This is a genomic window from Rhizobium sp. 10PS4, assembly GCF_032464805.1.
In the GTDB taxonomy this organism is placed as follows: Bacteria; Pseudomonadota; Alphaproteobacteria; order Rhizobiales; family Rhizobiaceae; genus Rhizobium; species Rhizobium laguerreae.
The window spans coordinates 25,740-47,520 of sequence record NZ_JAWDIW010000005.1 but is presented as its reverse complement, the minus strand read 5'-3'; the positions used below and the strand labels follow the sequence as shown (position 1 = coordinate 47,520).

Below are 21,781 nucleotides of genomic sequence, written 5' to 3'. Positions count from 1 at the left end.
CGCACGACAAACCAAAAGGTTCACTGGCTATAAGGATACCCGCTACAGCCGCGCGTCCGATAGGACGCGCCACCATTTTCGATCGGCGCAATCCTGTCCGATGCAGCTAGGCGGCGACCGCCTTTGCTCTCTCGGCAAAGGCGCCGCGAATGCTGTCAGCCACCGTCTCGATCGGCCCGGATACCTGCGAGGCGGTCAGCAGGCGGATATCGAAGGCGCCGAGCTCCGGCAATCCTTCCTGGGGGCCGAGGATCGCCATGTCCTCGTTGACATAGGACAGCGGCAACGGCGCGATGGCGAGATCGGAAAGTACGGCGGCGCGCTGCGCCATCGTGTGACCGCTGAGATAGGCGACGCGATAATGCCGCTTGTTGCGTTCGAGCTGGGAGAGTGCTTCCTGGCGCCAGATGCAGCCATCCTCCCAGATCGAGATCGGCAGCGGATCGCGCCGATGAGCCGAGCCGCACTTGGCGCCGGCCCAGACCAGCCGCTCGCGGAACACCACCTCACCGCCCGTTGGGAACGGCCGTGTCGCACAGTTGATCAAGGCCAGGTCGAGCCGCTGCTCCTCCATGCGCTTCTTCAGCCCGATGCTCATGTCGATGGTCACATCGACCATGATGCCGGGATAGCTCTCGGCGAAACTCTTCAAGATGCTCGGCAGCAGCCGTTCGCCGATATCCTCCGGCGCGCCGAGCCGCACGACGCCACTGAGTTCCGGCATGATGAAGCGCGACACTGCCTCGTTCGACAGCGCCAGGATGTTGCGGGCATAGGACAGCAACATCTCCCCGTGGCGCGTCAGCGACACCGAGCGGGCGTCGCGCAGAAACAGCGTCGCCCCCAGCTGTTCTTCAAGCTTCTTGATCTGCATCGATACCGCTGACGGCGTGCGGAAGACAGCCTCTGCGGCGGTCGAAAAATTGCCTGTTTCGGCGATCGCCACGAAGGTACGCAGCACTTCGTTGTCAAGCAGCGGAATGGGACGGCGAAAGGGAATACTCATCGTCGCATCTTTCAATTTTTCTGATTTATAACCCCATATCATTTTGTTTGATTGAATGTCAATTGACACCCATATTTCGAGCGTCGGCAGCTAAATGCAGCAAAAGGAGGCCCGACATGTCTCAAACAAGCATCTGGAATATCGTACAGGCCCTTTCCGCATTCAAGTCGCAGAGACGCAGGGATGCGAACCATGAGCATGCGCTCCGGGAACTAAGGCGTTTTCCGCCACATCTGCTGGCAGATTGTCAGCGCGAGATGGAGTTAACCGTCCCGGAGCGCCGCGATGCGATGGGACGCGGTAGAGACGCTTCATCGTTTTGAATCCGCTCAGGATCTGGACAGATCGATGGCAGTCCACTTGCAACGTCCGCTCGACCTGCGCCGCAGCGGCCGATCGACAGCCGAACGGCGGTCACAACCCGCCCAGCAGTTTGAACGCTATGATCCACATCGTGAAAGCGACGAGCGTTTCCAGCATGCGCCAGGATGAGGGTTTCGAGAAGATCGGCCGCAACTGTTTCGCGCCATATCCGAGCGAAAAGAAGAACAGGAAGGACCCCGTCACCGCCCCTGCCGCAAAAGAAGCCTGCTCTCCCGGATATCGTGTCGATATCGTGCCGAGCAGCACCACGGTGTCGAGATAGACATGCGGATTGAGCCAGGTGAGTGCGAGGCAGGTTGCCAGCGTCTGCCGAAAGCTCGATGGCTTGGCTTCCGCGGCCGTGAGAGAGGCGGACGACCGCAAGGCGGAATAGAGGCTTCTTGCCCCGTACCAGACCAGAAACATAGCTCCCCCGTAGCGCATGACGGGATCGAGCCAGGGCATGAACCTGGCGATTTGATGGAGGCTGGTTACACCAAGCACGATCAGCGCGGCATCCGATACCGCGCATGCGAGGCAGACGGCGAAGACATGTTCGTTGCGCAAGCCCTGGCGCAGGATGAAGGCGTTCTGCGCGCCGATGGCGACGATCAGGCTGAGGCCCATCATCAGGCCGGTTCCATAGATCGAAAAATTCATCTCTTCGGCCAACGCCCCTCATTTCGGTGAGGTTGCGCTATCGCTATTTCGAGATTTAGGCTAGTTAATCTAGCTTACCCAGATTAAGAGAAACTAATCCATGCTCGACTATCCCGCTCTTCGCGCCGTCGCAACTATTGTCCAGACAGGCAGCTTCGAAAGAGCTGCGACCGCCTTGAACGTGACCCCTTCGGCCATTTCGCAGCGCGTGAAGCAGCTCGAAGAGCGTCTCGGCGTCGTCCTCATCGTCAGAGGCACACCGTGCACGGCGACCGAAAAGGGAGAATGGCTCTGCCGCCATATGGAGAATGTCGGCATGCTCGAAGCAGAACTCTTCGGGCAACTGCCCGCCCTCGTCGATCCCGACGAACCACGCCAAAGGGTCACGCTTCAAATCGCGACGAACGCCGACAGCCTCGGAACATGGTTCGTCGAGGCCATGTCGAGTTTTGCCAAAAGCTCTTCCTATCTGCTGAACGTCGCCGTCGACGACCAGGACCATACCGCCGAATGGCTGCAGCGCGGACGGGTGATCGCCGCCGTCACCAGCCTGGAAAAACCGGTCCGCGGATGCCGGCGTTTTGCCCTCGGCGTTCTGCGTTACCATGCAACGGCAACCCCCGACTTCGTCACAAGCCATTTTCCGCAGGGCGTGACATCAGAGGCGATCCGCAACGCTCCGGCGCTGACCTTCAATCAAAAGGACAGGCTGCAGAGCAGTTGGATCAGGCGAACATTCGGACGCGATCTCGATTATCCCACCCACTGGCTGCCGTCGCCGCAGAGCTTCGTCGAGGCGAGCCTTTCAGGCATGGGATGGGGAATGAACCCGACCCAGCTGACCCGCGAGCACCTCGCATCCGGACGGCTGATCCAGCTGGTGCCCGACACGCCACTCGATGTCCCGCTCTACTGGCAGATAAATCGCCTCGCCGCCGACCGCCTGGCGGATCTGACACGCGAAGTCGTCACCGTGGCCAAGCGCCGCCTTTGATGCATCACTCAAAAATGCAGCATCATCCCGCTGAACGGGTCGCTTTTATCAGACGTAAGCCGTGCGGCTGCCGAACTCGCTGGTCTCGTCAAAATTCGTCGTGCCGATACACTCGCTTTCGCCGGAAAGTTCTTTCGGAGCGCCATCGGCAGGCTTCGATGCAGCAGACGCCTGAGTTTGGCTGCTCTCGCTCGCTTCGATCTTGGCAATCTTCGCTTCCAGCGTCGCGATGGATTTTTCGATCGTAGCCTTCTCTTGCTCGTCCTGCGTTTCCGACAGGGCTGCCTGCTTTTCGGCAAGCTGCGCCTCAAGAGAGGCAAGCTGATCCGACGAACTGGAAGACGAGGTTGAAGCGGCTGAACTCAAAATGGTGGCTACGCGAATAGACCACTCCTATGCGATGGCGATGATCTCCAGTTCCTGGCCGCCTGTCTCGACCATATCCCCGACAGCCTTGCCCATCAGGAGCCGCGCCACCGGGGAGACATAGGAAATGGACCCGGCCTTCGGATCGGCCTCGTCCTCTCCGACAATGCGATAGGTCTGCACACGCCCGTCGTCACGACGGAAAGTCACCGTGCTGCCGAAGGCGACGGTATCGATTGACGTAGGGGCAGGCATGAGCTGAGCGGTGCGAAGTCTTGCGGCTAAGTAGCGAAGATCACGCAAGGGATTGGCCGTCTGCCGCCGCCGTTCGTTCACGTCTTCGATGGGGCTCGCAGCATCATAAGCCTCGCGAGCCTGCAGGAAATGCAATTCCAGAGCCTTCAATCCCGCTTCCGTGACGAGGTTCGGATGCGGCGAAATCGGACGATCGGGCAGCAGGGTTTCCGAAGCGGTTTCGAAACTCTCTTCCTTGGTGAAAGCGACGGCCAATCTCGAACTCCGTTTTAGACGCCACGCGCAGGTTGGCGGGGGATTATCCCCGGTTCGGAAGCATACACCGAGCGCCGACAAACCGCCAATCTTGCCATCTGGGCAAACCTCTACGACCCCGAAGCAAAGGGAACGTCCTGGCCGACATTGCGTTTATCTCATCCGGAGGCACTGTAGCGCAGGAGGAACGAATGCCCCGCCAGCAGCGAAGGAGCGGCAACACCGTCAGGGTCAGACGATGCCTTCACTCCTGACCGACGCGATGCCGCTCACACCAAGCTGGTGGGACATCGCTGCACGGATCGTACTGACGGTGGTCGCCGGCGGCCTCATCGGTCTCGACCGCGAGCGCGGCGGTCACGCCGCAGGCTTCAGGACTACGATCCTGGTGGCGCTTGCCGCTTGCCTGGCGATGATCCAAGCCAATCTCCTTCTATCGACCTACGGAAAAACGTTCAACTTTTTCACGCAAATGGACGTGCTGCGCTTTCCCCTCGGCGTGCTCACGGGCGTCGGCTTCATCGGCGGCGGAGTGATCCTGAGGCGCGGCGACACGATGACGGGCGTCACGACGGCCGCGACCATGTGGTTCATGACCGTCGTCGGCCTCTGCTTCGGCGGCGGCCAGATCGTGACGGGGACGGTGGCCACCCTGGTAGCCTTCATCGTGTTGTCGCCGATGAAGCAACTGGACACGTGGCTGCGATCCGAACGCAAGGCAACGCTCGTGATCTACTGTCCGAACTCCGGTATTCCCGATCTGTCGGATGTGCTTAGCCCTCTCGAATGCAGCGCGCTGTTCGGATCGCTGAAACGGACCGAGGACGGCCGCATCGGGGCGGCCTTCGAATTGCGCTGGCTCACGAAAGATCCAGACGCATCCGCCCGCACAATCCTGGCCGCCGTCTCCGAGTCGCACGACGTCGCGGAATTTTCCATACAATCGACGACGACCTGAGCCGGGGACGCCATGATTTCGCCGTCTATTTCGAGGCGTGTTCCGGTTTGCCCTTTCTCTTGGTCGAGGCAAACTCTTCGAGTTGCTTTTCGCTCATGGACTCGACCATCTGCTTCGAAGCGCCCTTGAGCTCCTTCTTCGGCGTCTCGCCGCGCTTTGCCGAGAGCGCGGCACCCGCAGCTTTTTGCTGGGCTTTCGACTTGGCTGGCATATTCGATCTCCTTGTATCTGAATAAAGTGCCCGCGGTCGTCAGAGCTTCCTGAGTTCGTAGGGCTTGTGCGCGGCTCACTTTCCCGTTTTTTCGCTTTCGACGATATACTGCGCTCTGCCACCGTGGCCTTCACTGTGTGACCCTTGATCTTCGTCTGGCTGGTCTGCTTCCTAATCACGTTGCCCTTGGTCTTTCCCTGGCTGGTATTCCAGCTGACCTCATCGCCCCTCTTCAATTGCTTCGATATGGCGGGTTCCTTTAAAAGCATGATGCCGAAAAGTGTGAGCGGTTTTCGGACGACATCATGCTCTAACCATCCTGTTCAAGGAGGCTGCGGCCCATAAGCCGCAGCCGACCGGCGGTCAGTTGATGGTGGCCCACTGGCTTCGGACATCCCTGGCGTTCTTCGACAGATGGACGTGTGCGTCCACGTGATCGACCCAATCGAGCGGGATCAAGTGGTGCTTTCCATCCCCCGAGTCGGTCTTCGTCAGTTTGATGCGCGTGGGCCCGTCGAGATGATCGACTGTGCCGACATGGGTGCCGTCGGCAGCCCGAACTTCCATATGTTCACGGATCTGATCTGCAGAAATCATCGTTTCCTCCTTTGCATCATTGCCAGATACGAAGCGGCAACGAGGTGGAGCGGACTTGGTTCCAAACATCCGCGACCGTGTTCAATCGGCAGTCACGTCCCAATTGTCACCTGGGTTGAAGGTCCTGACACCGGCAGCTATCTTTTCGGTCTCCCGGCCGAGATCGGCCTGGTAGACCGTGCCGTTCGCGTTGACTGCGAATGTGTGCACGCCGGTTTCGCCATATCGGATCGGCCAGGCGATAAGGGCAAATCCCGCGATCATGTTGCCGTTGATCACATAATCGAACTTTCCACCCGCGATGTTCGGCCCCTGGCCGTCGATGATCCTGTAGCGATAGCCGTAATAGCCCTCGCCGGCCTTCGCCTTGTCAAGCGCAGCATTGTCTTCGAGGGCATTGCCCGCCGGGCTATCGCCCTCGCCGAGATCAGGCGACCAATAGAGCCCGTCGGTTTTGCCGTCGCTGCTGATCAGTTTCTGAGCATATTCCAGGACGCCGTCATCGTCGTGGTCGGCGGAAGAATATTCCTTTTGGGCGTCGACATAGGCCTTCATCGTGTCGATGGTCTGCAATTCGTTCTCGCCGACGCGACGATTGATGATCTCCTCGAACCCGGCATAGGTGTCGAAGCCCCATTTGCCATCGTCGCCCTTCACGATCGGAAATGGCAGAGGCCATAATTTGTCGCCGATCTCGATGATCTTGCGGTCATCGACGTCCTTCACGACGATCTTCTTGCTTGTGCCGTCCCGAATCTGTGCGTAGGTGTCCATCACGCCTTCGCCTGCCTTCGCTTTCGCTGCATCAATACCCAGCAGCGCCGCGAACTTGTCGAAATCATCAGACGCCAAGGCCGTTTTGAAGGCGTCAACGACCTGTTCCGGCGTCTCGAATACGGGGGGATCGCTCTGTGAAGCGAAGTCCGAGATGACGGTTGCATCGGATGGCTCTGCTGCAGATGCCGGAACTGGATTGGTGGCGAGAGCCGCTAGAGTGAACATCGAACCCAGAAGCATGTTTCTGACTGACTTGGTCATGACTTTCCTCCTTCTTTCCGTCACCGACGACCGCCGCCGCGTCCACCACCGCCGCGGCCGCCGCCACCGCCGTGCATTGCTCTACCGCCGCCACGATTGCCTCCGGCCATGGCCTGTCTGCCGCGGTTGGACTGCATCTCAGCGCGCCTGCCGCTGTCGACCTGACCGAGGGCCGACGGCTTTCTCGGCCGGCTGTCGACCCGGGCCGCAGGCTTCGGCTTTGCGACCGGACGTTTGGCGTTGACCCCGGGCCTTGCTTTTTCGGCCGCCCTGTTCGGCGTCCTTGCCTCGGGCCTGCGATTCTGCGCAGCCTGCGCTCCCTTCCCGCCACCAGGAGCCGCTCCCATATTGCCTGCCTTGTTGCGGGCAGCACTTATCCTGTCCGCATCGATCTTGCTCTTGCGGACATCGTTGACGCTGATTTTGCTTGGCTGGTCGCGGATCGTGTTCGCACGGTCGTTGCCTCTAGCTCCGACCCTGTTGCCGGCATTCGCCTCGATACTGCTCCGGAAGGAGCCGCGGTCGATATTGTTGAACTGCGCCCCGTCGAACCCGATCTTGCTGCGGTCGACATTCTTCCAGTCGACGTCGTTGATATTCATTTTGCCGTTGATGTTGTTGAGGCAATTGTTGCAGTCGATATCGACGTTGCCGTTCCAGCGACCGCCCCATACGCCCCAACGGTTCCAGTCGACGGCAGCGGCCCACACCGCTCCCGTCACCACACCCGCGAAAAATGTGGCGGTCGGATAGTAGTAGTTCGGATACGGCTCGGAATAGTAGCCGATCGGCGCGGCCACATAATTCGGTTCATACAGCATCTCCGGCGCATACTGCGGAACGTAGATCTTGTCAGGACTGGCGGAGACGATCACGACGTTGTCGTTCTCCTGGCTGACCTTGATCTTGTCGTCCGTCTTGATGATGCCGTCGGCGACCGCTTTGTCGCGCAGCTGCTGTATGGCGATCAAAACGTCCTTCTGCTGGTAGGAGAGCGCCTCTCCGAGCGACTGCGTCCAGTCCAGATCGTCGCTCATCATCGTGACGATCTGGGGATAGTTCAACAGGGATACGATGCTGCCGTCCCACGACGTCTTCGGCTTGAGCTCGGGCTGCTTCTTCAAGGTTTCGAGAAACCGGGCTGCTTCCACGACCTGCAGCGGATAGAGCGACGCCGATGTGACGAGCGCGACCAGTTCGTCCGGATAAAGCGCAATCCGCGCCACCAGGATTTCGAGTTCATCCTCGCTCAACGGCGCCGGCGCGTCGTCTTTTTCCGCGACGGGACTGGAAGGGGTCGGCTCCTGCGCGGCGGCGATCGGTGTCGGATGTGGCGAAAACGGGAAACCTGCAAAAGGCAGGAACAAGCCTGTGGCGAGTAACAATGCGTGAGGTCTAGCCATCTCAAATCCTCCTTGCGGTCAGACATGGTGTGTAGGCTGTCGACTATTGTATCTTCGCTCGTGCCGCATACTCCTCCGAGTGGAGGAGGATTGATAGCTAAACATCGGCCAAGCCGTCTTTTGCTCCAAATTTATAGCAAAGACAGCTCCAGGCGTAGTCGTGGGACTGATCTGGGACGTATGTTACAGTAACACCCTTGCAAAAGCGGAGTTCAGAGCGCAGGCTAAAATCGACCGCGGGCCGCTTGACCACGAAGTCATGGGCACGCTGAAAGCGCATTCGCGTCAACAGCATCGCCCCAGGCGCCATTCGCACGCCGATCCAGCGCGTGGCAAACCTCGGAAGCCTACGTCGAACTGATGAAGCTCATTCCATACAAGCGCATCGGCGAGACGGAGGAGATTGGCCGGATGGCGGTGCGGCTTGCGTCTGATTTCACCGACTACATCGTCTGAGCGACGATCTATGTCGACGGCGGAATGATGCTGTACCCCGGTTTCGAAACCGGTGGCTAACGTTCCATGTCGTGGCGCGGTGCCCTGCCGCCTCCGGCTCGGCACGTCAACGAGATGGAGCCGACAACACTCCTGCTTCATGCATTTCGCCCATGCCGCATATTCATCCCAGTGGGAGGGTTGACGGCTAAAATATCGGCAGCGCGGTAGGTTACCAGAACCTACAGTATCATACTGCCTAGCTTGACTTATCGATGCTGTAATTTTTGGTCTTGGCCTTGGACCAGTGGGAGGGAACGTCATGGCTGAAAGTGAAAAGTCAAATCCTCAGATGCTTAGCGCGGACGAATTGAGGCAGAAAGCTCTGGAACTGCAGCTGATAGAAATGCAGCGTGATGACAAAGTCAAAGCGCGTGAAGCAAAAAAACACGCGGAGTTCGTCGATGACTTCTTCCGCAAACACGTCGGCGACAAGGAACGTGACATTATCAGGCGCGTCGTCATGAAGGCAGCCGCCGACGGCAAATCCGAGGCCATGGTTTATAGCTTTCCCTCGAGCTTCTGCACGGATAGCGGCCGCGCGATCAACAGTGCCCGGCCAGAGTGGCCGACGACGCTTCAAGGAAAAGCCAAGGAAATATATGATCTTTTCGTCGAAGTGGCCCGGCCTCACGGCTACAAGTTGAAAGCGATGGTCATCAGTTTTCCGGGCGGTATGCCGGGCGACATCGGCTTCTTCCTGAATTGGGAGGCACCCGTCGGCTAGGCCGCTGCGCAACCATGCGGGTCGTCAGCCATGGGTTCGGCCAGCGCGTCAGCGTCCGCGGTCAACCCTTCGGCTGACGCTGGCAAGGCCATCTTCGTCAAAGCCCAATCTGCGCCCAGTCTGGAGCGATCGGAAGCCACCCCACTGGTAGCCTGAGTTCGCTTCAGCAGATGAATGAATTTCGGGGGGGAGTGGCATGCTTCAAAGTTTTCATATGCCGGTATTCAGGGGCCTGGAAGGATTTCGCGCGGACTGGCTGCGAAGCGATATTCCTGCGGGGCTGTCGATTGCGGCTGTCGGACTGCCGAGTGCGATCGCTTATCCCGCCATCGCCGGCCTCCCCCCGGAAACGGGGATATATGCGAGTATCGTCGCGCCCGTTGCCTACGCTCTGTTCGGGCCGTCGCGGCTATTGGTGGTCGGACCGGACGCCGGGACCATGGCGGTTCTCGCGGCGGTCATAGGAACTGTCATCGCCGCGCAACCTGCCGGCACATCAGCCGATCCGGTTGCGATCGCGTCTGCCCTGGCGCTCGGCGTCGGAGCCTTCTATTTTGCAGCACGGCTGCTGCGGCTAGGCGTCCTCGCAAGCTTTCTATCCCGCCCGATTCTGGTCGGCTTCTTTGCCGGCGTATCCATCTCGATCCTTGTCGGGCAGATCGGCCGCTTTACCGGGGTGCGTATCGAGTCCGACGGTCTCCTGCCGCCGATTGCCGAGATCATTCGCAAGAGTGCCTTGATCCATTGGCCGACATTGCTGTTCGGGCTCGCCATGTTCGCACTGTTGTGGATCGTGAAAGCCACGCGGCTGCCTGTACCGGGACCCGTCGTCGTTGTCGTTGTTTCCGTCATTCTCTCCGCCATCTTCAACTTTGAAGCCGCTGGCATCCGCGTCGTTGGCGATCTCCCCACCGGGCTGCCGTCATTCTCCCTCCATGCATTCTCTCAAATGCCCATGGACAGGATCGTCCTTGGGTCGGCAGCCGTCTTTCTGATCAGTTTTGGTTCGAGTATCGTCGCCGCACGAAGCTTCGGGGCGCGCTCCGGCGAGGAGGTCGACGCCAACCAGGAACTGATTGGGCTGGGCGCGGCGAACATCGCCCCTGGCCTGTTTGGTTCATTTCCCATCGCCGTGTCCGACTCGCGTACAGCGATCAATCTTGCAGTCGGCGGCAGATCGCAGGCAGCCGGTCTCGTTTCCGCCGTGACCCTGATGGCGGCGCTGCTGTTCTTGAATGGCGCCCTGCGCATCCTGCCGATCCCTGCCCTGGCGGCGATCCTGGCGGCAGCCGCAATCAGCCTGATCGACGTCAGCGAGTTGAGAAAGATATGGCACATCAGCCGCGCGGAGTTCGTCTTCGCCCTCATCGCCATGTTCGGAGCCATCAGCTTCGGAGTCCTGAACGGCGTCATCGTCGCGATCGCCGCAACCCTGATCTATCTCCTGCGCAAGACGATGTTTCCGAAAGACACGCTTCTCGGCCGCATTGCCGGACGCGATGGCTTCTACGACATGCAGCGCTTTCCGGAGGCCCGGGGCATTCCGGGCATCGCCATATGTCTCGTCCAGGGCAATCTGCTGTTTTACAACGCCGATTATGTCCGGATCCGGTTGCGCACCGTCGCTGACGGCCTGCCGGCCGAAACACGCTGGTTCGTCCTCGACGCCAGCGCCATTGCGCATATCGACAGCACCGGGGCCGCAGCACTTGATGCCGTGCAGGCAAACCTCTCCGGGCGGGGCATCGTCTTCGGCGTGGCTCATCTGAACGCCGAGGTCACGGAGCTGCTGGGCCGCGCCGGCGTCGTCGACGGCATCGGAGCCGGAAAGTTCTTTGGCGACACGGAGGACGCGCTGCGTGCCGCGCGCCTTGGGGAAGGAAGCGACCGGCCTTTGGTCGGCGATCATCAGTGAAGGGCAAGGAGGACGTGATGAACAAGCGGCAGGAAGACTACACCGAAGTGGACGAAATGAAAGGCAAGAAGTCCTGGAACTACGACAAGGAAATCGCAAAGCTTCAGGTCGAGCTCGCGCATCTGCAGGCTTGGGTGAAAAAATCGGGCGCTCGCGTCGTGATCATCTTCGAGGGCCGGGATGCTGCCGGCAAAGGCGGGATGATCAAGCGAATTACCGAGCGCGTCAGTCCACGTGTCTTTCGCGTGGTCGCGCTGCCGGCCCCGACCGATCGCGAAAAGACGCAAATGTACATGCAGCGCTACTTCGCACATATGCCCGCTGCGGGCGAAATCGTCATATTCGATCGCAGTTGGTACAATCGCCCCGGCGTCGACCGGGTGATGGGATTCTGCTCCGAGAAAAAGGCCCGGCGCTTTCTTGAATTGGCTCCCGGTTTTGAAGCCTCGATCGTCGAAAGCGGCATCACCCTGCTGAAGTACTTCCTGACGGTCGGCGAGAAGGAACAGGATCGGCGCTTCAGGCGGCGGATCGAGGATCCGCTGCGGCAGTGGAAGCTCAGCCCGATGGATATCGAGTCGTACCAACGGTGGTGGGACTACACGGTTGCTTACGACGAGATGATCCGGGCGACGGACCGCCAGCACGCCCCATGGTGGATCGTGCCGTCCGACGACAAGAAGCGCGCGCGCATCAACTGCATCTCGCACATCCTGAAGTCGATTCCGTACGAAACGATGAAGTTCAACGCACCGGACCTTGGGAAACGTCAAAAGCGACCCGCTGACTACGTCGAAGACAAAAGCATCCGGCATATTGTACCGGATGTGGTCGCCGAGCAGATGCAATAGTCGAAGCCGCGCGGGAACGACACCGCAGTTTCAGGAGGAAGGCCCGCCCGGAACAGACCAGCTGTCCGGCGCGGCGATGTTATCAATCAACAGGAGTGTGTGATGATCCATCCATCGGACCGTGTGCTGTCTGTCGCCATTGCCTGCATTCTTCCCTTGGCCGGCATATCCGTTTCGCGAGCGCAGGCGGCCGAGCCGTTCGATCAATTTCCGATCGCCGTAGCCTGCGAATATAAAGGCCTGTACCAGATCTTCTATCTCACGAGATTGGAGGCGAATGGCGTGGCCACCTATGTCAATCCGAGCAAGCTTGCCGGAACGATATCTGTCGGCGGGACCGCCAAGGCCTTGGGCGAACCGATCGGTGGAAGTTGTCTCGGTAAAACGCTGGAGCAGCTCAGGGCGTCGGGACAGATCCTCGATCTGAAGCGCTAGCAATCTTCGTCCCGGAGTTTTGTCGGCATATGGCGATCAACGGCACGATCCGGCGGAGGGAGGCTGCATCCCTGCCGACTCGATATTAAAGTTCGGACGGCGGTGCCTGGTCGGGAAGTCCGTCAAGCACCCTCATTCAGGTTCGTCGCGGTTCGGAACGACAAGGGAGGCAAGAATGACCGCAGAGATTGAGCGAAAATTTCTGGTCGCAAACGATAGTTGGCGGGACCACGCTTCCAAGGGCGCCGCATTCTGCCAGGGCTACCTGCTGGCGAAGAAGAACCGCTTCGTGCGCGTCAGGATCATCGATAAGGCACACGCCGTCCTGACCGTTAAACTCCGGACCGGGCGCCTGCGGCGCGAGGAGTTCGAATATGAGATTCCTTACGCCGATGCCCTCGAAATGATCGCCTTTGCAACGAGTGTGGTGGATAAGACCCGCTATGAGGTGAACCATCGTGGCTGCCTTTGGGAGGTGGACGTCTACAGTGGCGTCCACGACGGATTGGTTGTCGCAGAAATCGAGCTTGCCGACGAAAGCGATCAACCTCCCTGCCCGCCGTGGCTCGGCCCGGAAGTGACCGGGAATGCCGCATTTTCCAATCGTAGGCTCGCAATGCTCGTTCAACGCAACGACTACCGCAGCCGGTATGTATCAAAGGCTGCAACCTGATGGGCCGCCTTTCCACGGGAGGGAACAATGAGCGCCTCGATAACGGGCGGCAGTTCCTCTGCGCCGGGTTGCAAGCAAAGACCTGATGCTAACGCGTCGGCAGTTAGCGCTGCAGGTCGTAGCACTGCGCCCTGCGGCTCCCGGTCTGGCAGGTCGGCGAGAAATGGAGGCGATAGCGCCTTTCTTTCATGCATTCGCTGAAGCCATTGGGGTCGGGTGGATCCTTCCACAGATGGGTGAGTTCGCAATGCTTGCGGGCCTTGAGGAAGTCTTCTGTTCTCTGGGCGGCGTCTACTGAGGCCACCGAAGCGACTAACGCCAAGAACATCGCGGGACTGAAGACAGCCGACTTCTTCAAGGTAACGTGCTCTCAGAGTACGACTGAGTCATACCGATATCCTCTTCGTTTCCGCGGCCCGCGGCCACAGGATGACGGCAAACAGCAGCGCGTAGATCAAGGCTGCTGCGACATAGACGATGCGGGTGGCGAAGGATTCTGCAGCACTCCCCGGCAGAGGCGAGACCCCGAGGCCGAACAGGATCAGGAAGGTTGTCAGGGCGCCGGCAAAAACCGGGGCGTCCTTCGAGCGAGCAGCCGCGCGCCCTCCGATGAGGAGGACGACGACGAGAACGATGACGAAGATCGAGAAAAGATTGGGGCGCAGCGATAGCGCGGCATAGGCAACGGAGGCGAGCACGCCGCCGAACAGGTTGACGAGCACGAGCCCGATCGCCACTCGCGCGCTCGCGGCAACGTCGAGCTGCCCGAGCAGCGAAGCAACAGTGATCGGAATGACCGCCGCGGCGGTCAGGTTGTCGCTCGTCAGGCAGATCACGACGGAGCCCAGAAGGATGACCGTGTTTGCCAGCGCCCGACCCAAGGCCGGCGGCCGCTCGTCGATCGCCACCGCCTCAACCTCCGGGGAAAACGGCTCGGGAAAGATCGCATGGGCGAACCACATCAGAGCCGTGCCGGACAACACCCCGGCGACCAGGATGGACAGGATGGAATTGGCGAGCTCCTTGTTCAGAATGCCGAGCAGAGGCACGATGATCGAAACGACCAGCACGAGAAAGACGGCCGGTCCTCCCTTTCCCGTCGACTGTGCGGCGAAGCACGCAAAATAGGTCAGCCCCAGGATCAGCAGAAAGGGTGCCGGACGGTCGCCGAGCACGTCGGTCAGAACCATCATCGCCATTCCTGCGATCAGGATGACCATCGCCGCCCCGATAGTCTTGCCGAGCGGCATCGGCCGCGAACTTCCGAGCAGAAACTGGGCGGCAAAGAGCGGACCAAGGAACGGTACGATAGCCCCGGCATAGACTGCGAGCGTGAAGCCGATGGAGACCGCGAATGCGACCCGCAGCCCCTTGCGTTTCTGCTCCTCGACCGCGGGGCTCCTCTCAGCGGACATAGGTTAGCACCGACATGATGCGGATCCAGAGCGATCCCCAGGCATTGGTGACCGGGTTGTCGCCGGTGTAGATGACGACGGTCGCCTGTGAGCCGTAGCGTACGCCGCCCTTGGGCCGCTGCGCCTCCTCGATGATGAGGCGGACCGGAAACCGCTGCGGCTCCTGGACCCAGCCGCTATCGCTCCGGATCGTCGGCAATCCGGTGTTCGGGTCCGTGCTCCCTTGCGATACGCCGAAACCAACGCTCTCGACTTGCGCCGGAAACAACCGACCGGGAAGCGCGTCGAAAAGGACTTCCGCCCGGTTGCCAACTGCCACCTTCTCGAGGCTATTCTCCTTGAAGGCGGCGGTGATCCAGATCGTTCCGACATCGATAAAGGTCATGGCTGACTGTCCGGCCGACACGACCTTACCGGTTGTAAGTTGGAGGTTGGTCACGACCCCGGCCGAAGGTGCCTGAACGGTGGTCCGCACCAGATCGAGTCGTGCCTTTTCGAGCGCTGCCAGAGCTGCCCGGAGCTGCGGATTGTCATTTCCGCTCGGCCCGAGCTGCTCCTTGGCCTTGGCCAGCTCAGCCTCAGCACCGGTGACGGCTGCCTCTGACTGACCGAAAGCCGATTTGGTTGAATCAGCCCGCGCTTTGGAATACACGCCCCTCTTTTGCAGCTCTGCGGCGCGCGCAGCTTGTTCGCGAAGATTGTCGCGATCGACCTGGGCCGTTACGAGCTTTGCCTGCGCCGCATCGACAGCAGCCGTTGACGCGCCCATTGACTGGCCGACACTTGCAAGGTTCGCCTCGGCCTCACTGACCGCGAGTTCATAGCGCTCGGGATCGATACGAAAGAGAACCTGGTCGGCCTCGACGCGCGAGTTGTCGGTGACGCCGACTTCCACCACCCGACCGGTGACTTCGGGAGCGATGCCGACGATATAGGCTTGGACCTGAGCCTGCGAGGTCGATGGCGTGCGCCGCTCCATGAAGATGGAGAGGACGAACAGGACGAGCGCCAGGAGGAGAACGATGAGTGCTATCCTGCGGAGTGGATTCCGAGGCGTTGGGGAAATGGCAGTCTCGTCCAAGTTTTCGGAAACCACGGCAATATCCTTCGGAGGCGTTTCGTTTCGTGGAAGCGCAAAGTTTCAGCGCCGGACATTTGTCGCGATGGTCGTTACCGGGCGATGGAACGCAAGTAGGTAACCGTAACATACGCCTGGCGATGGCTTGCCGCGTGCTTAGTCTCGCCTCGTCAGAGAGCGGTTGGCGGTACCGAGGCGTCAAGCGCGCCCTCTATCTCCTTGGAGAGTTCGGCGATCAGCTCCTGGTATTCGACGACGCGCTCGTCGCGTTTCGGATCGGTTGAGACGTTCCATTTCTGCAGCGCCGATTGGGCGTCGGCAAAGTCCCTGCAGATTTCCCGAAAATCCTCACTGCGGGCAGAGAGATCGTCGATCGCCCTGATCCTCGCTGGAAACTGCCGACGGACTGCGGTCACGCCTTCGTCCATGGTCCACTCCTTACCGGCATTCGAGACGTCGCCACTGCAACGTGTGCCTGATCCCGATCTTCATGGACGGCAATAGGTTAGTGGAGTATGTTACCGTAACATACGGTCTGGCAGTGATGTGACTCCACGGGGGATTGGGGACAGACATGCAGACATCGATACCAGCAGAGGGGTCTGCTGCATCCATTTCTTCAAGGCCGGCGCCTCAAGCCGACGATATCAGCGAGCAACTGGAACGTGTCGTCTCCAGCCCTGAATTTCCAGGCGTCGGTCGCGCGGCAGCGTTTCTCCGCTATGTCGTCTCGGAAACTCTCGAGGGTCGGGGCAACCGGATCAAAGCCTATTCGATCGCGATCGAGGTGTTCGGCCGGGATCCCGGCTTCACCCAGGACGACCCGGTGGTCAGGATCGAGGCCGGACGGCTGCGGCGGTCGCTCGAGCGCTATTATCTCGTTGCCGGGCAGGATGACCCGGTCAGGATCGACATCCCCAAGGGCGGATATATCCCAACCTTCGCCTGGTCCTGCTCGGCGTCAGTCGACATTGGAGACGAAGACGCTGGCGAAACATCACCCTTTGAGGTTCGCCCCGGACGCTGGTGGCGCGCAAGGCGAGTCTTGTTGCCGGGTGCTGCCGCGCTCGCTGCAGTGGCTATTTCGCTCTATTGGATCGGGGCGCGGTCTCCCGCTCCGTCGCTCGAACGCGTTGCGAGCCTGTCGCCCGATCGGCCGGCCCTCGTCGTGGCCCCGTTTGCCAATCTCGGCGAAGGGCCGGAGGCACAGCTCTACACAGCTGGCCTGACTGAGGAGCTAATGACCATCCTGCCACGGTTCAAGGAGATCAAGGTCTTCGGCCGCGAAACGTCCAAGTCCCTCCCAGCGGATGTGGGCGCATCGGAGATCCGGGCCGAATTCGGCGCACGTTATCTCCTTGCCGGCGGGGTACGCACGTCGGGCAAGCGCCTTCGTGTAACCGCGAGGCTGCTCGATACGTCGGACGGCGAAATCCTCTGGTCGGAGAACTATGACAATGATCTCGCATCGGGAGACCTGTTTGCGATCCAGACGGATGTCGCCAGAAAGGTCGCGACCGCCATCGCCCAGCCCTACGGGGTCATGGCACAGGTCGACGCCGCCAGTCCGCCCCCGGATGACCTCGGTGCGTATGAGTGCACTTTGCGCTTCTATGCCTATCGTTCCGAACTGAGCGCCGAAGCGCACGCGCGCGTCCGGGATTGCCTCGAGGCCGCGCTCGCGCGGTTTCCGAACTACGCGACCGCTTGGGCAATGCTGTCGATCGTCTATCTCGATGAGGACCGGTACAAGTTCAATCCGACACCAGACCAGGATACAGCCATACAGCGTGCACTCGATGCCGCCAGGCGCGCAACGCAGATCGATCCGAACAATACACGCGGACTTCAAGCACTGATGACGGCGCTGTTCTTTGACAGGCAGCTCGCTGAATCACTGCGTGTGGGCGAGCAGGCGCTTGCCACCAACCCCAATGACACCGAACTGATGGGCGAGTTCGGAACTCGGCTTGCGATCGCTGGCCAGTGGCAACGTGGAGCAACCCTACTGGACCAGGCCATCGCGCTTAATCCAGGCAGCGGCGGCTTCTACCACGGAACGCGAGCCCTGGCCGCCTATATGCTCCGCGACAACCACACTGCCGTGCTGGAGATCAGACAGGCGAACATGCAGAAGTTCCCTCTCTTCCATGTTGTCGCCGCCGTCATCTACGCAGAGGCTGGCATGATGGACGACGCCCGCCGGGAAGGACAGGTGTTCGTCAGCATGCGACCCGACTTCCTGCCGAACATCGTCACCGAACTCGCAATGCGCAACATGCAGCCCGAAGATCGCGATCGTCTGATCGAAGGACTTCGCAAGGCGGGGATGACGGTGCCCGATCCCGATGCAATCGCGTCGACCGCCGCCACCTCGGACCTGCAACCCCGCTGATACTGTCTTCCCGACCGTAACATACCCGATCATACGGGCACGCCATCTCGTCTTCGCATAGTCTGGCCTCAGTGCCGACTTCGACCGCCGCGGCGTGCGGCGTCGAGGCCCGTACCAATTTGACAGGGCTATGAGGAACGCCAGTGAGCACAGCAAAATGTCGTGACGGCCGAATTCAACCAAGCCTTTCCCCGGGTTTGAAATGGATCTCGGCTCTGCTGCTGCTCTGCGCATTGGCCGGATGCGGAGGCCACCCGAAGAACGTCCTCATCCCGGTTGCCGATAGCGCGCCGAACGCCGCCAAGGTCGACATGCTCGTGACCACGACGCGCGGCCGCTCCACGATCCAAGGCGAAATGTTCACAGGCGAGCGTGCACTCGCCCCGGCCTTTGCCGACATCACCGTATCCATCCCGCCTGCGAACGTCCGCAAGATCGGCGAAGTCGCCTGGCCGAGAAGACTTCCATCCAATCCAGCAACGGATTTCGCAACCTTGAAAGCCGCGGAGATCACACGCGACGACGCCAAGAAATGGCTGAGCGCCTCTGTCAGGAAGAGCCGCGACCGCAGCGTGCTGGTGTTCATCCACGGCTTCAACAACCGTTTCGAAGATTCCGTCTATCGCTTCGCTCAGATTGTCAAGGATTCCGGCGTGCACAGCGCGCCCGTGTTAGTGACATGGCCGTCGCGCGGCAGTCTACTTGCCTATGGCTACGACAGGGAGAGCACCAACTACACGCGCAACGCATTGGAGACGCTCTTCCAGTATCTCGCGAGGGATCCAGAGGTGAAGGAAGTCTCGATCCTGGCGCATTCCATGGGGAACTGGCTGGCGTTGGAAGCGCTTCGCCAGATGGCGATCCGCAACGGCCGCCTCCCTGCCAAGTTCAAGAATGTCATGCTGGCCTCGCCCGACGTGGATGTCGATGTCTTCCGCCAGCAGATCGTCGACATGGGCAAGCAGCATCCGAATTTCACCTTGTTCGTTTCGCGAGACGATCGCGCGCTCGCGGTATCGCGCAGGGTATGGGGCGACGTCGCCAGACTCGGCGCCATCGATCCCGAGCAGGCCCCCTTCAAGAAGGAACTGGCCGACAACCAGATCACGGTCATCGACCTCACCAAGGTCAAGGCGGGCGACAGGCTGAACCACGGAAAATTCGCGGAATCGCCCGAGGTCGTTCAGCTCATAGGGGCTCGCATTTCTGACGGGCAGACGCTGACCGACAGCAAGGTTGGGCTCGGGGACAAGATCCTCGCCGCGACGACGAGCACGGCGGCCGCCGCGGGCAGCGCAGCCGGCCTGATCCTTGCCGCCCCGGTCGCCGTCGTCGATGCGGATACCAGAGATAATTACGCCGGCCAGGTCAGCGGCCTCACGGGTCCTGTGGGTACGCGACCGAAGGCGTCCGAGTGCACTGCCGCGGGCCGATCGAAGGAGTCATGTAGGCAATAGCGCTTCAGCAACCGGCAACAGCTTCATCGAGATCAGGATAGACGATGCCTTTACTTTCCAAAATCCGCATGGTCAGGCCGCTTCTCATCGGGGCCACCCTGGTATCCATTCTCCTTTGTGCCTCCATTGCCGCGGCCCAGAGCGCGACGCCTGCGAGCCCGCAGCCTGAAAGTGTCCAGCGCTTTATCGGCATGTTCTCGGATCCGGATGTCCAGCGCTTCCTGCAGCAGCAATCGGAAGCAGCCCGGGCCGTCACGGAACCGCCTGTCGCAACGCCGAATGCCGACCCTTCGTTCTCGGAATTTGCGATGCGGCTCCGTGTCCATGTTTCCAGCCTTCTCGGAGCTATCAAATCCTTTCCCTCCGAGACGATGCGTGGCGCGGCCATGCTCCAAGGCGACGTCCAGGCGAACGGCGGAACGCGGCCGATCTTCCTGGTCGCTGCCTTCGTTGCCGTCGGGCTGGCTGCGCAATGGCTGTTGTGGTGGATCAGCGCCGGCTGGCGCTCATGGATGACACGCGCGCCCTTCGCCACGGTTCGCCAGAGGGTGATCGCACTGGCTGCGAGGCTTCTGTGGGCGGCATGTTTCGTCCTGTCGTTCGGACTCGGCAGCATCGGCTTCTTCCTCTTGTTCCAATGGCCGCCGATCGTCCGGGAAATCGTCGTCGGCTACCTCTTTGCGATCGTGATCTTCCGTCTGGCAAGCGCCATTTTCGATGTGCTTCTGGCACCGCGAGCAGAGGAAGAAGGTCGGTTTCGTGTCGTACCGATCACCAAAAATGCCGCCGGCCATTGGGCGAAACGCCTCGGCTATCTCGTCGGCTGGTATGCCTTTGGCTGGGTGACCATCCGCCTGCTCGGCACACTCGGTTTTTCCGTCCCGGCCCGGCAACTCGTGGCCTATGCCCTCGGCCTCGTGCTCCTCGTCATCGGCATCGAAGCCGTCTGGAGACGTCCGTCCGGATTGACGGCCGGCCAGGCCAGCCGCATCGGCCTGCGGGCGCGGAACTGGCTCTGGACGGTCTACTTCGTTGCCGTCTGGCTGCTGTGGGTGGTGGGTGCGATGAGGCTGTTCTGGATCGCGGTGGTCTGTGCCGCACTGCCCGGCGCTATCGCCCTCACCAAGGCGTCGGTCGACAATATCCTGCGCTCTTCCGAGGACGAAGAGGACGGCCATAAGAGAGGCACCGTCGTCTCGGTGATCGTCGAGCGCGGCATCAGGGCGGCACTGATCGTCGGCGCCATTCTTCTGCTGGCGAACGCCCTGGATATCAGGCTGACGCAGATGACGATGCAGGATTCGCCGCTTCTGCGCCTTGTGCGCGGCCTCCTCAGCGCCGGCATCATTCTGCTCGTCGTCGACCTTGCCTGGAGCGTTGTCAAAGTGCTGATTGATCGCAAGCTCGGCGACACCGAAGCCGTCCTCGAAGTCGGCAGCGAACGGGAGCGGCGGCGCACACGTCTCAGAACCCTGCTGCCGATCCTTCGCAATTTCCTGATGATCCTCTTCGTTGCCGTCGCGATCATGATGGCACTATCGTCGCTCGGCGTGGAGATCGGCCCGTTGATCGCTGGCGCCGGCGTGGTCGGCGTTGCGATCGGTTTCGGCGCGCAGACGGTGGTCAAGGACGTGATCAGCGGGATGTTCTACCTGCTCGACGACGCCTTCCGGGTGGGCGAATATATCCAGAGCGGCAGCTACAAGGGCACCGTCGAATCCTTCAGCTTGCGATCGATCAAGCTCAGGCACCACCGCGGCGCGGTCTACATCGTCCCCTTCAGCGAGCTCGGAGCAGTCCAGAACATGAGCCGCGACTGGGTGATCGAGAAGATGACGATTACCATCACCTACGATTCCGACATCGAGAAGGCCCGCAAGATCATCAAGAAGATCGGCCTGGAGCTGTTCGAGGATCCGGAGTTCAAGCCGACGACGATCGAGCCGCTGAAGATGCAGGGGATCGACAGCCTGGGCGACTCCGGCCTGCTCCTGCGCATGAAGGTCATGACGCTTCCCGGCCAGCAGTTCACGCTGAAGCGTCGGGCTCTGCGGATGATCCATGAGGCGTTCAACGAAAACGGCATCAAGCTCGCTGTGCCCACAGTTCAGGTCTCCGGCGGCAAGGACGACGCTGTTGCAGCCGCTGCCCAGCAGACGCTCGCAGCACAGAACGCGGCCGCCGCCGCAAACCCGGCCTGAGGGCGGCATCTTCGAGGAAATGAACGACACACG

Annotated in this window: 21 protein-coding genes and 2 pseudogenes; 11 read left to right on the top strand and 12 right to left on the bottom strand. The window is 60.6% G+C overall.

Annotation, left to right across the window (positions count from 1 at the left end):
- Window positions 1-106 precede the first annotated feature (106 nt).
- The gene (locus RWJ89_RS10605; RefSeq protein WP_017960848.1) at window positions 107-1,048 is read right to left on the bottom strand and encodes a LysR family transcriptional regulator; all 942 of its coding nucleotides are present in this window, start codon (window positions 1,046-1,048) and stop codon (window positions 107-109) included.
- Between the two features lie 74 nt (window positions 1,049-1,122).
- Here RWJ89_RS10605 and RWJ89_RS10600 point away from each other — a divergent pair.
- Window positions 1,123-1,310, top strand: a pseudogene (locus tag RWJ89_RS10600) (hypothetical protein).
- Between the two features lie 110 nt (window positions 1,311-1,420).
- Here the strand turns inward: RWJ89_RS10600 and RWJ89_RS10595 are convergent.
- Complete coding sequence (locus RWJ89_RS10595) at window positions 1,421-2,029, bottom strand: LysE/ArgO family amino acid transporter (protein WP_168285084.1); 609 nt, start codon at window positions 2,027-2,029, stop codon at window positions 1,421-1,423.
- Window positions 2,030-2,129: 100 nt separating this feature from the next.
- Here RWJ89_RS10595 and RWJ89_RS10590 point away from each other — a divergent pair, with 100 nt between their 5' ends.
- Entirely contained in the window at window positions 2,130-3,023 is an 894-nt protein-coding gene (locus RWJ89_RS10590; RefSeq protein WP_168285079.1) for a LysR family transcriptional regulator ArgP, read from the top strand.
- A gap of 48 nt (window positions 3,024-3,071) precedes the next feature.
- Here RWJ89_RS10590 and RWJ89_RS10585 read toward each other — a convergent pair whose 3' ends face one another.
- Together RWJ89_RS10585 and greA are read right to left on the bottom strand one after the other, a co-directional pair.
- Window positions 3,072-3,392 carry a hypothetical protein gene (locus tag RWJ89_RS10585; protein WP_376776624.1) on the bottom strand — a complete coding sequence of 107 codons (321 nt, stop codon included), beginning with the start codon at window positions 3,390-3,392 and terminating at the stop codon, window positions 3,072-3,074.
- A 24-nt stretch (window positions 3,393-3,416) separates the two neighbouring features.
- Entirely contained in the window at window positions 3,417-3,899 is a 483-nt protein-coding gene (gene greA, locus RWJ89_RS10580) for a transcription elongation factor GreA (protein WP_168285078.1), read from the bottom strand.
- Window positions 3,900-4,137: 238 nt separating this feature from the next.
- Between greA and RWJ89_RS10575 the strand changes: the two genes are divergently transcribed.
- The gene (locus tag RWJ89_RS10575; protein ID WP_168285077.1) at window positions 4,138-4,857 is read left to right on the top strand and encodes an MgtC/SapB family protein; all 720 of its coding nucleotides are present in this window, start codon (window positions 4,138-4,140) and stop codon (window positions 4,855-4,857) included.
- 25 nt (window positions 4,858-4,882) lie between these two features.
- Here the strand turns inward: RWJ89_RS10575 and RWJ89_RS10570 are convergent, their stop codons facing one another.
- From RWJ89_RS10570 to RWJ89_RS10550, 5 genes and pseudogenes are all read right to left on the bottom strand, one after another.
- Window positions 4,883-5,068, bottom strand: coding sequence for a DUF3008 family protein (locus tag RWJ89_RS10570; RefSeq protein WP_003564288.1), 186 nt, complete (start codon window positions 5,066-5,068; stop codon window positions 4,883-4,885).
- Window positions 5,069-5,143: 75 nt separating this feature from the next.
- Window positions 5,144-5,316 (bottom strand): annotated as a pseudogene (locus RWJ89_RS10565) (DUF2945 domain-containing protein).
- Between the two features lie 115 nt (window positions 5,317-5,431).
- The gene (locus RWJ89_RS10560; protein WP_017964693.1) at window positions 5,432-5,665 is read right to left on the bottom strand and encodes a DUF2171 domain-containing protein; all 234 of its coding nucleotides are present in this window, start codon (window positions 5,663-5,665) and stop codon (window positions 5,432-5,434) included.
- 81 nt (window positions 5,666-5,746) lie between these two features.
- Window positions 5,747-6,703 carry a DUF2950 domain-containing protein gene (locus RWJ89_RS10555; RefSeq protein ID WP_168285076.1) on the bottom strand — a complete coding sequence of 319 codons (957 nt, stop codon included), beginning with the start codon at window positions 6,701-6,703 and terminating at the stop codon, window positions 5,747-5,749.
- 20 nt (window positions 6,704-6,723) lie between these two features.
- Complete coding sequence (locus RWJ89_RS10550) at window positions 6,724-8,106, bottom strand: DUF3300 domain-containing protein (RefSeq protein WP_131663547.1); 1,383 nt, start codon at window positions 8,104-8,106, stop codon at window positions 6,724-6,726.
- 757 nt (window positions 8,107-8,863) lie between these two features.
- Between RWJ89_RS10550 and RWJ89_RS10545 the strand changes: the two genes are divergently transcribed.
- The 5 genes from RWJ89_RS10545 (at window position 8,864) to RWJ89_RS10525 (ending at window position 13,202) form a co-directional block, all read left to right on the top strand.
- Complete coding sequence (locus tag RWJ89_RS10545; protein ID WP_128401682.1) at window positions 8,864-9,328, top strand: hypothetical protein; 465 nt, start codon at window positions 8,864-8,866, stop codon at window positions 9,326-9,328.
- A 196-nt stretch (window positions 9,329-9,524) separates the two neighbouring features.
- The gene (locus RWJ89_RS10540; RefSeq protein ID WP_168285075.1) at window positions 9,525-11,243 is read left to right on the top strand and encodes a SulP family inorganic anion transporter; all 1,719 of its coding nucleotides are present in this window, start codon (window positions 9,525-9,527) and stop codon (window positions 11,241-11,243) included.
- A 17-nt stretch (window positions 11,244-11,260) separates the two neighbouring features.
- Window positions 11,261-12,094 (top strand): polyphosphate kinase 2, encoded by an 834-nt coding sequence (gene ppk2, locus RWJ89_RS10535; protein ID WP_131663549.1) that lies wholly within the window; start codon window positions 11,261-11,263, stop codon window positions 12,092-12,094.
- Window positions 12,095-12,196: 102 nt separating this feature from the next.
- On the top strand, window positions 12,197-12,529 hold the full coding sequence (locus RWJ89_RS10530) for a hypothetical protein (RefSeq protein ID WP_131663550.1): 333 nt from the start codon (window positions 12,197-12,199) through the stop codon (window positions 12,527-12,529).
- Between the two features lie 175 nt (window positions 12,530-12,704).
- Window positions 12,705-13,202 (top strand): CYTH domain-containing protein, encoded by a 498-nt coding sequence (locus tag RWJ89_RS10525; protein WP_168285074.1) that lies wholly within the window; start codon window positions 12,705-12,707, stop codon window positions 13,200-13,202.
- Between the two features lie 386 nt (window positions 13,203-13,588).
- Here the strand turns inward: RWJ89_RS10525 and RWJ89_RS10520 are convergent, their stop codons facing one another.
- From RWJ89_RS10520 to RWJ89_RS10510, 3 genes are all read right to left on the bottom strand, one after another.
- Window positions 13,589-14,617 carry a DUF2955 domain-containing protein gene (locus tag RWJ89_RS10520; RefSeq protein WP_131663551.1) on the bottom strand — a complete coding sequence of 343 codons (1,029 nt, stop codon included), beginning with the start codon at window positions 14,615-14,617 and terminating at the stop codon, window positions 13,589-13,591.
- Entirely contained in the window at window positions 14,607-15,713 is a 1,107-nt protein-coding gene (locus tag RWJ89_RS10515; protein ID WP_168285073.1) for an HlyD family secretion protein, read from the bottom strand. Before RWJ89_RS10515 ends, RWJ89_RS10520 begins: the two co-directional genes overlap by 11 nt.
- 152 nt (window positions 15,714-15,865) lie before the next feature.
- A complete protein-coding gene (locus RWJ89_RS10510; RefSeq protein WP_025394943.1) occupies window positions 15,866-16,123 on the bottom strand; it encodes a hypothetical protein in 258 nt (85 codons plus the stop codon).
- A 146-nt stretch (window positions 16,124-16,269) separates the two neighbouring features.
- On the opposite strand from RWJ89_RS10510, the gene RWJ89_RS10505 reads away from it, so the two are divergent.
- From RWJ89_RS10505 to RWJ89_RS10495, 3 genes are all read left to right on the top strand, one after another.
- Window positions 16,270-18,090 (top strand): adenylate cyclase, encoded by a 1,821-nt coding sequence (locus RWJ89_RS10505; RefSeq protein WP_316030903.1) that lies wholly within the window; start codon window positions 16,270-16,272, stop codon window positions 18,088-18,090.
- 143 nt (window positions 18,091-18,233) lie between these two features.
- Window positions 18,234-19,547 carry an alpha/beta hydrolase gene (locus RWJ89_RS10500; RefSeq protein WP_168285071.1) on the top strand — a complete coding sequence of 438 codons (1,314 nt, stop codon included), beginning with the start codon at window positions 18,234-18,236 and terminating at the stop codon, window positions 19,545-19,547.
- 44 nt (window positions 19,548-19,591) lie between these two features.
- Window positions 19,592-21,748, top strand: a complete 2,157-nt coding sequence (locus tag RWJ89_RS10495) for a mechanosensitive ion channel family protein (protein WP_316030902.1) — start codon at window positions 19,592-19,594, stop codon at window positions 21,746-21,748.
- The last annotated feature ends 33 nt before the right edge of the window (window positions 21,749-21,781 follow it).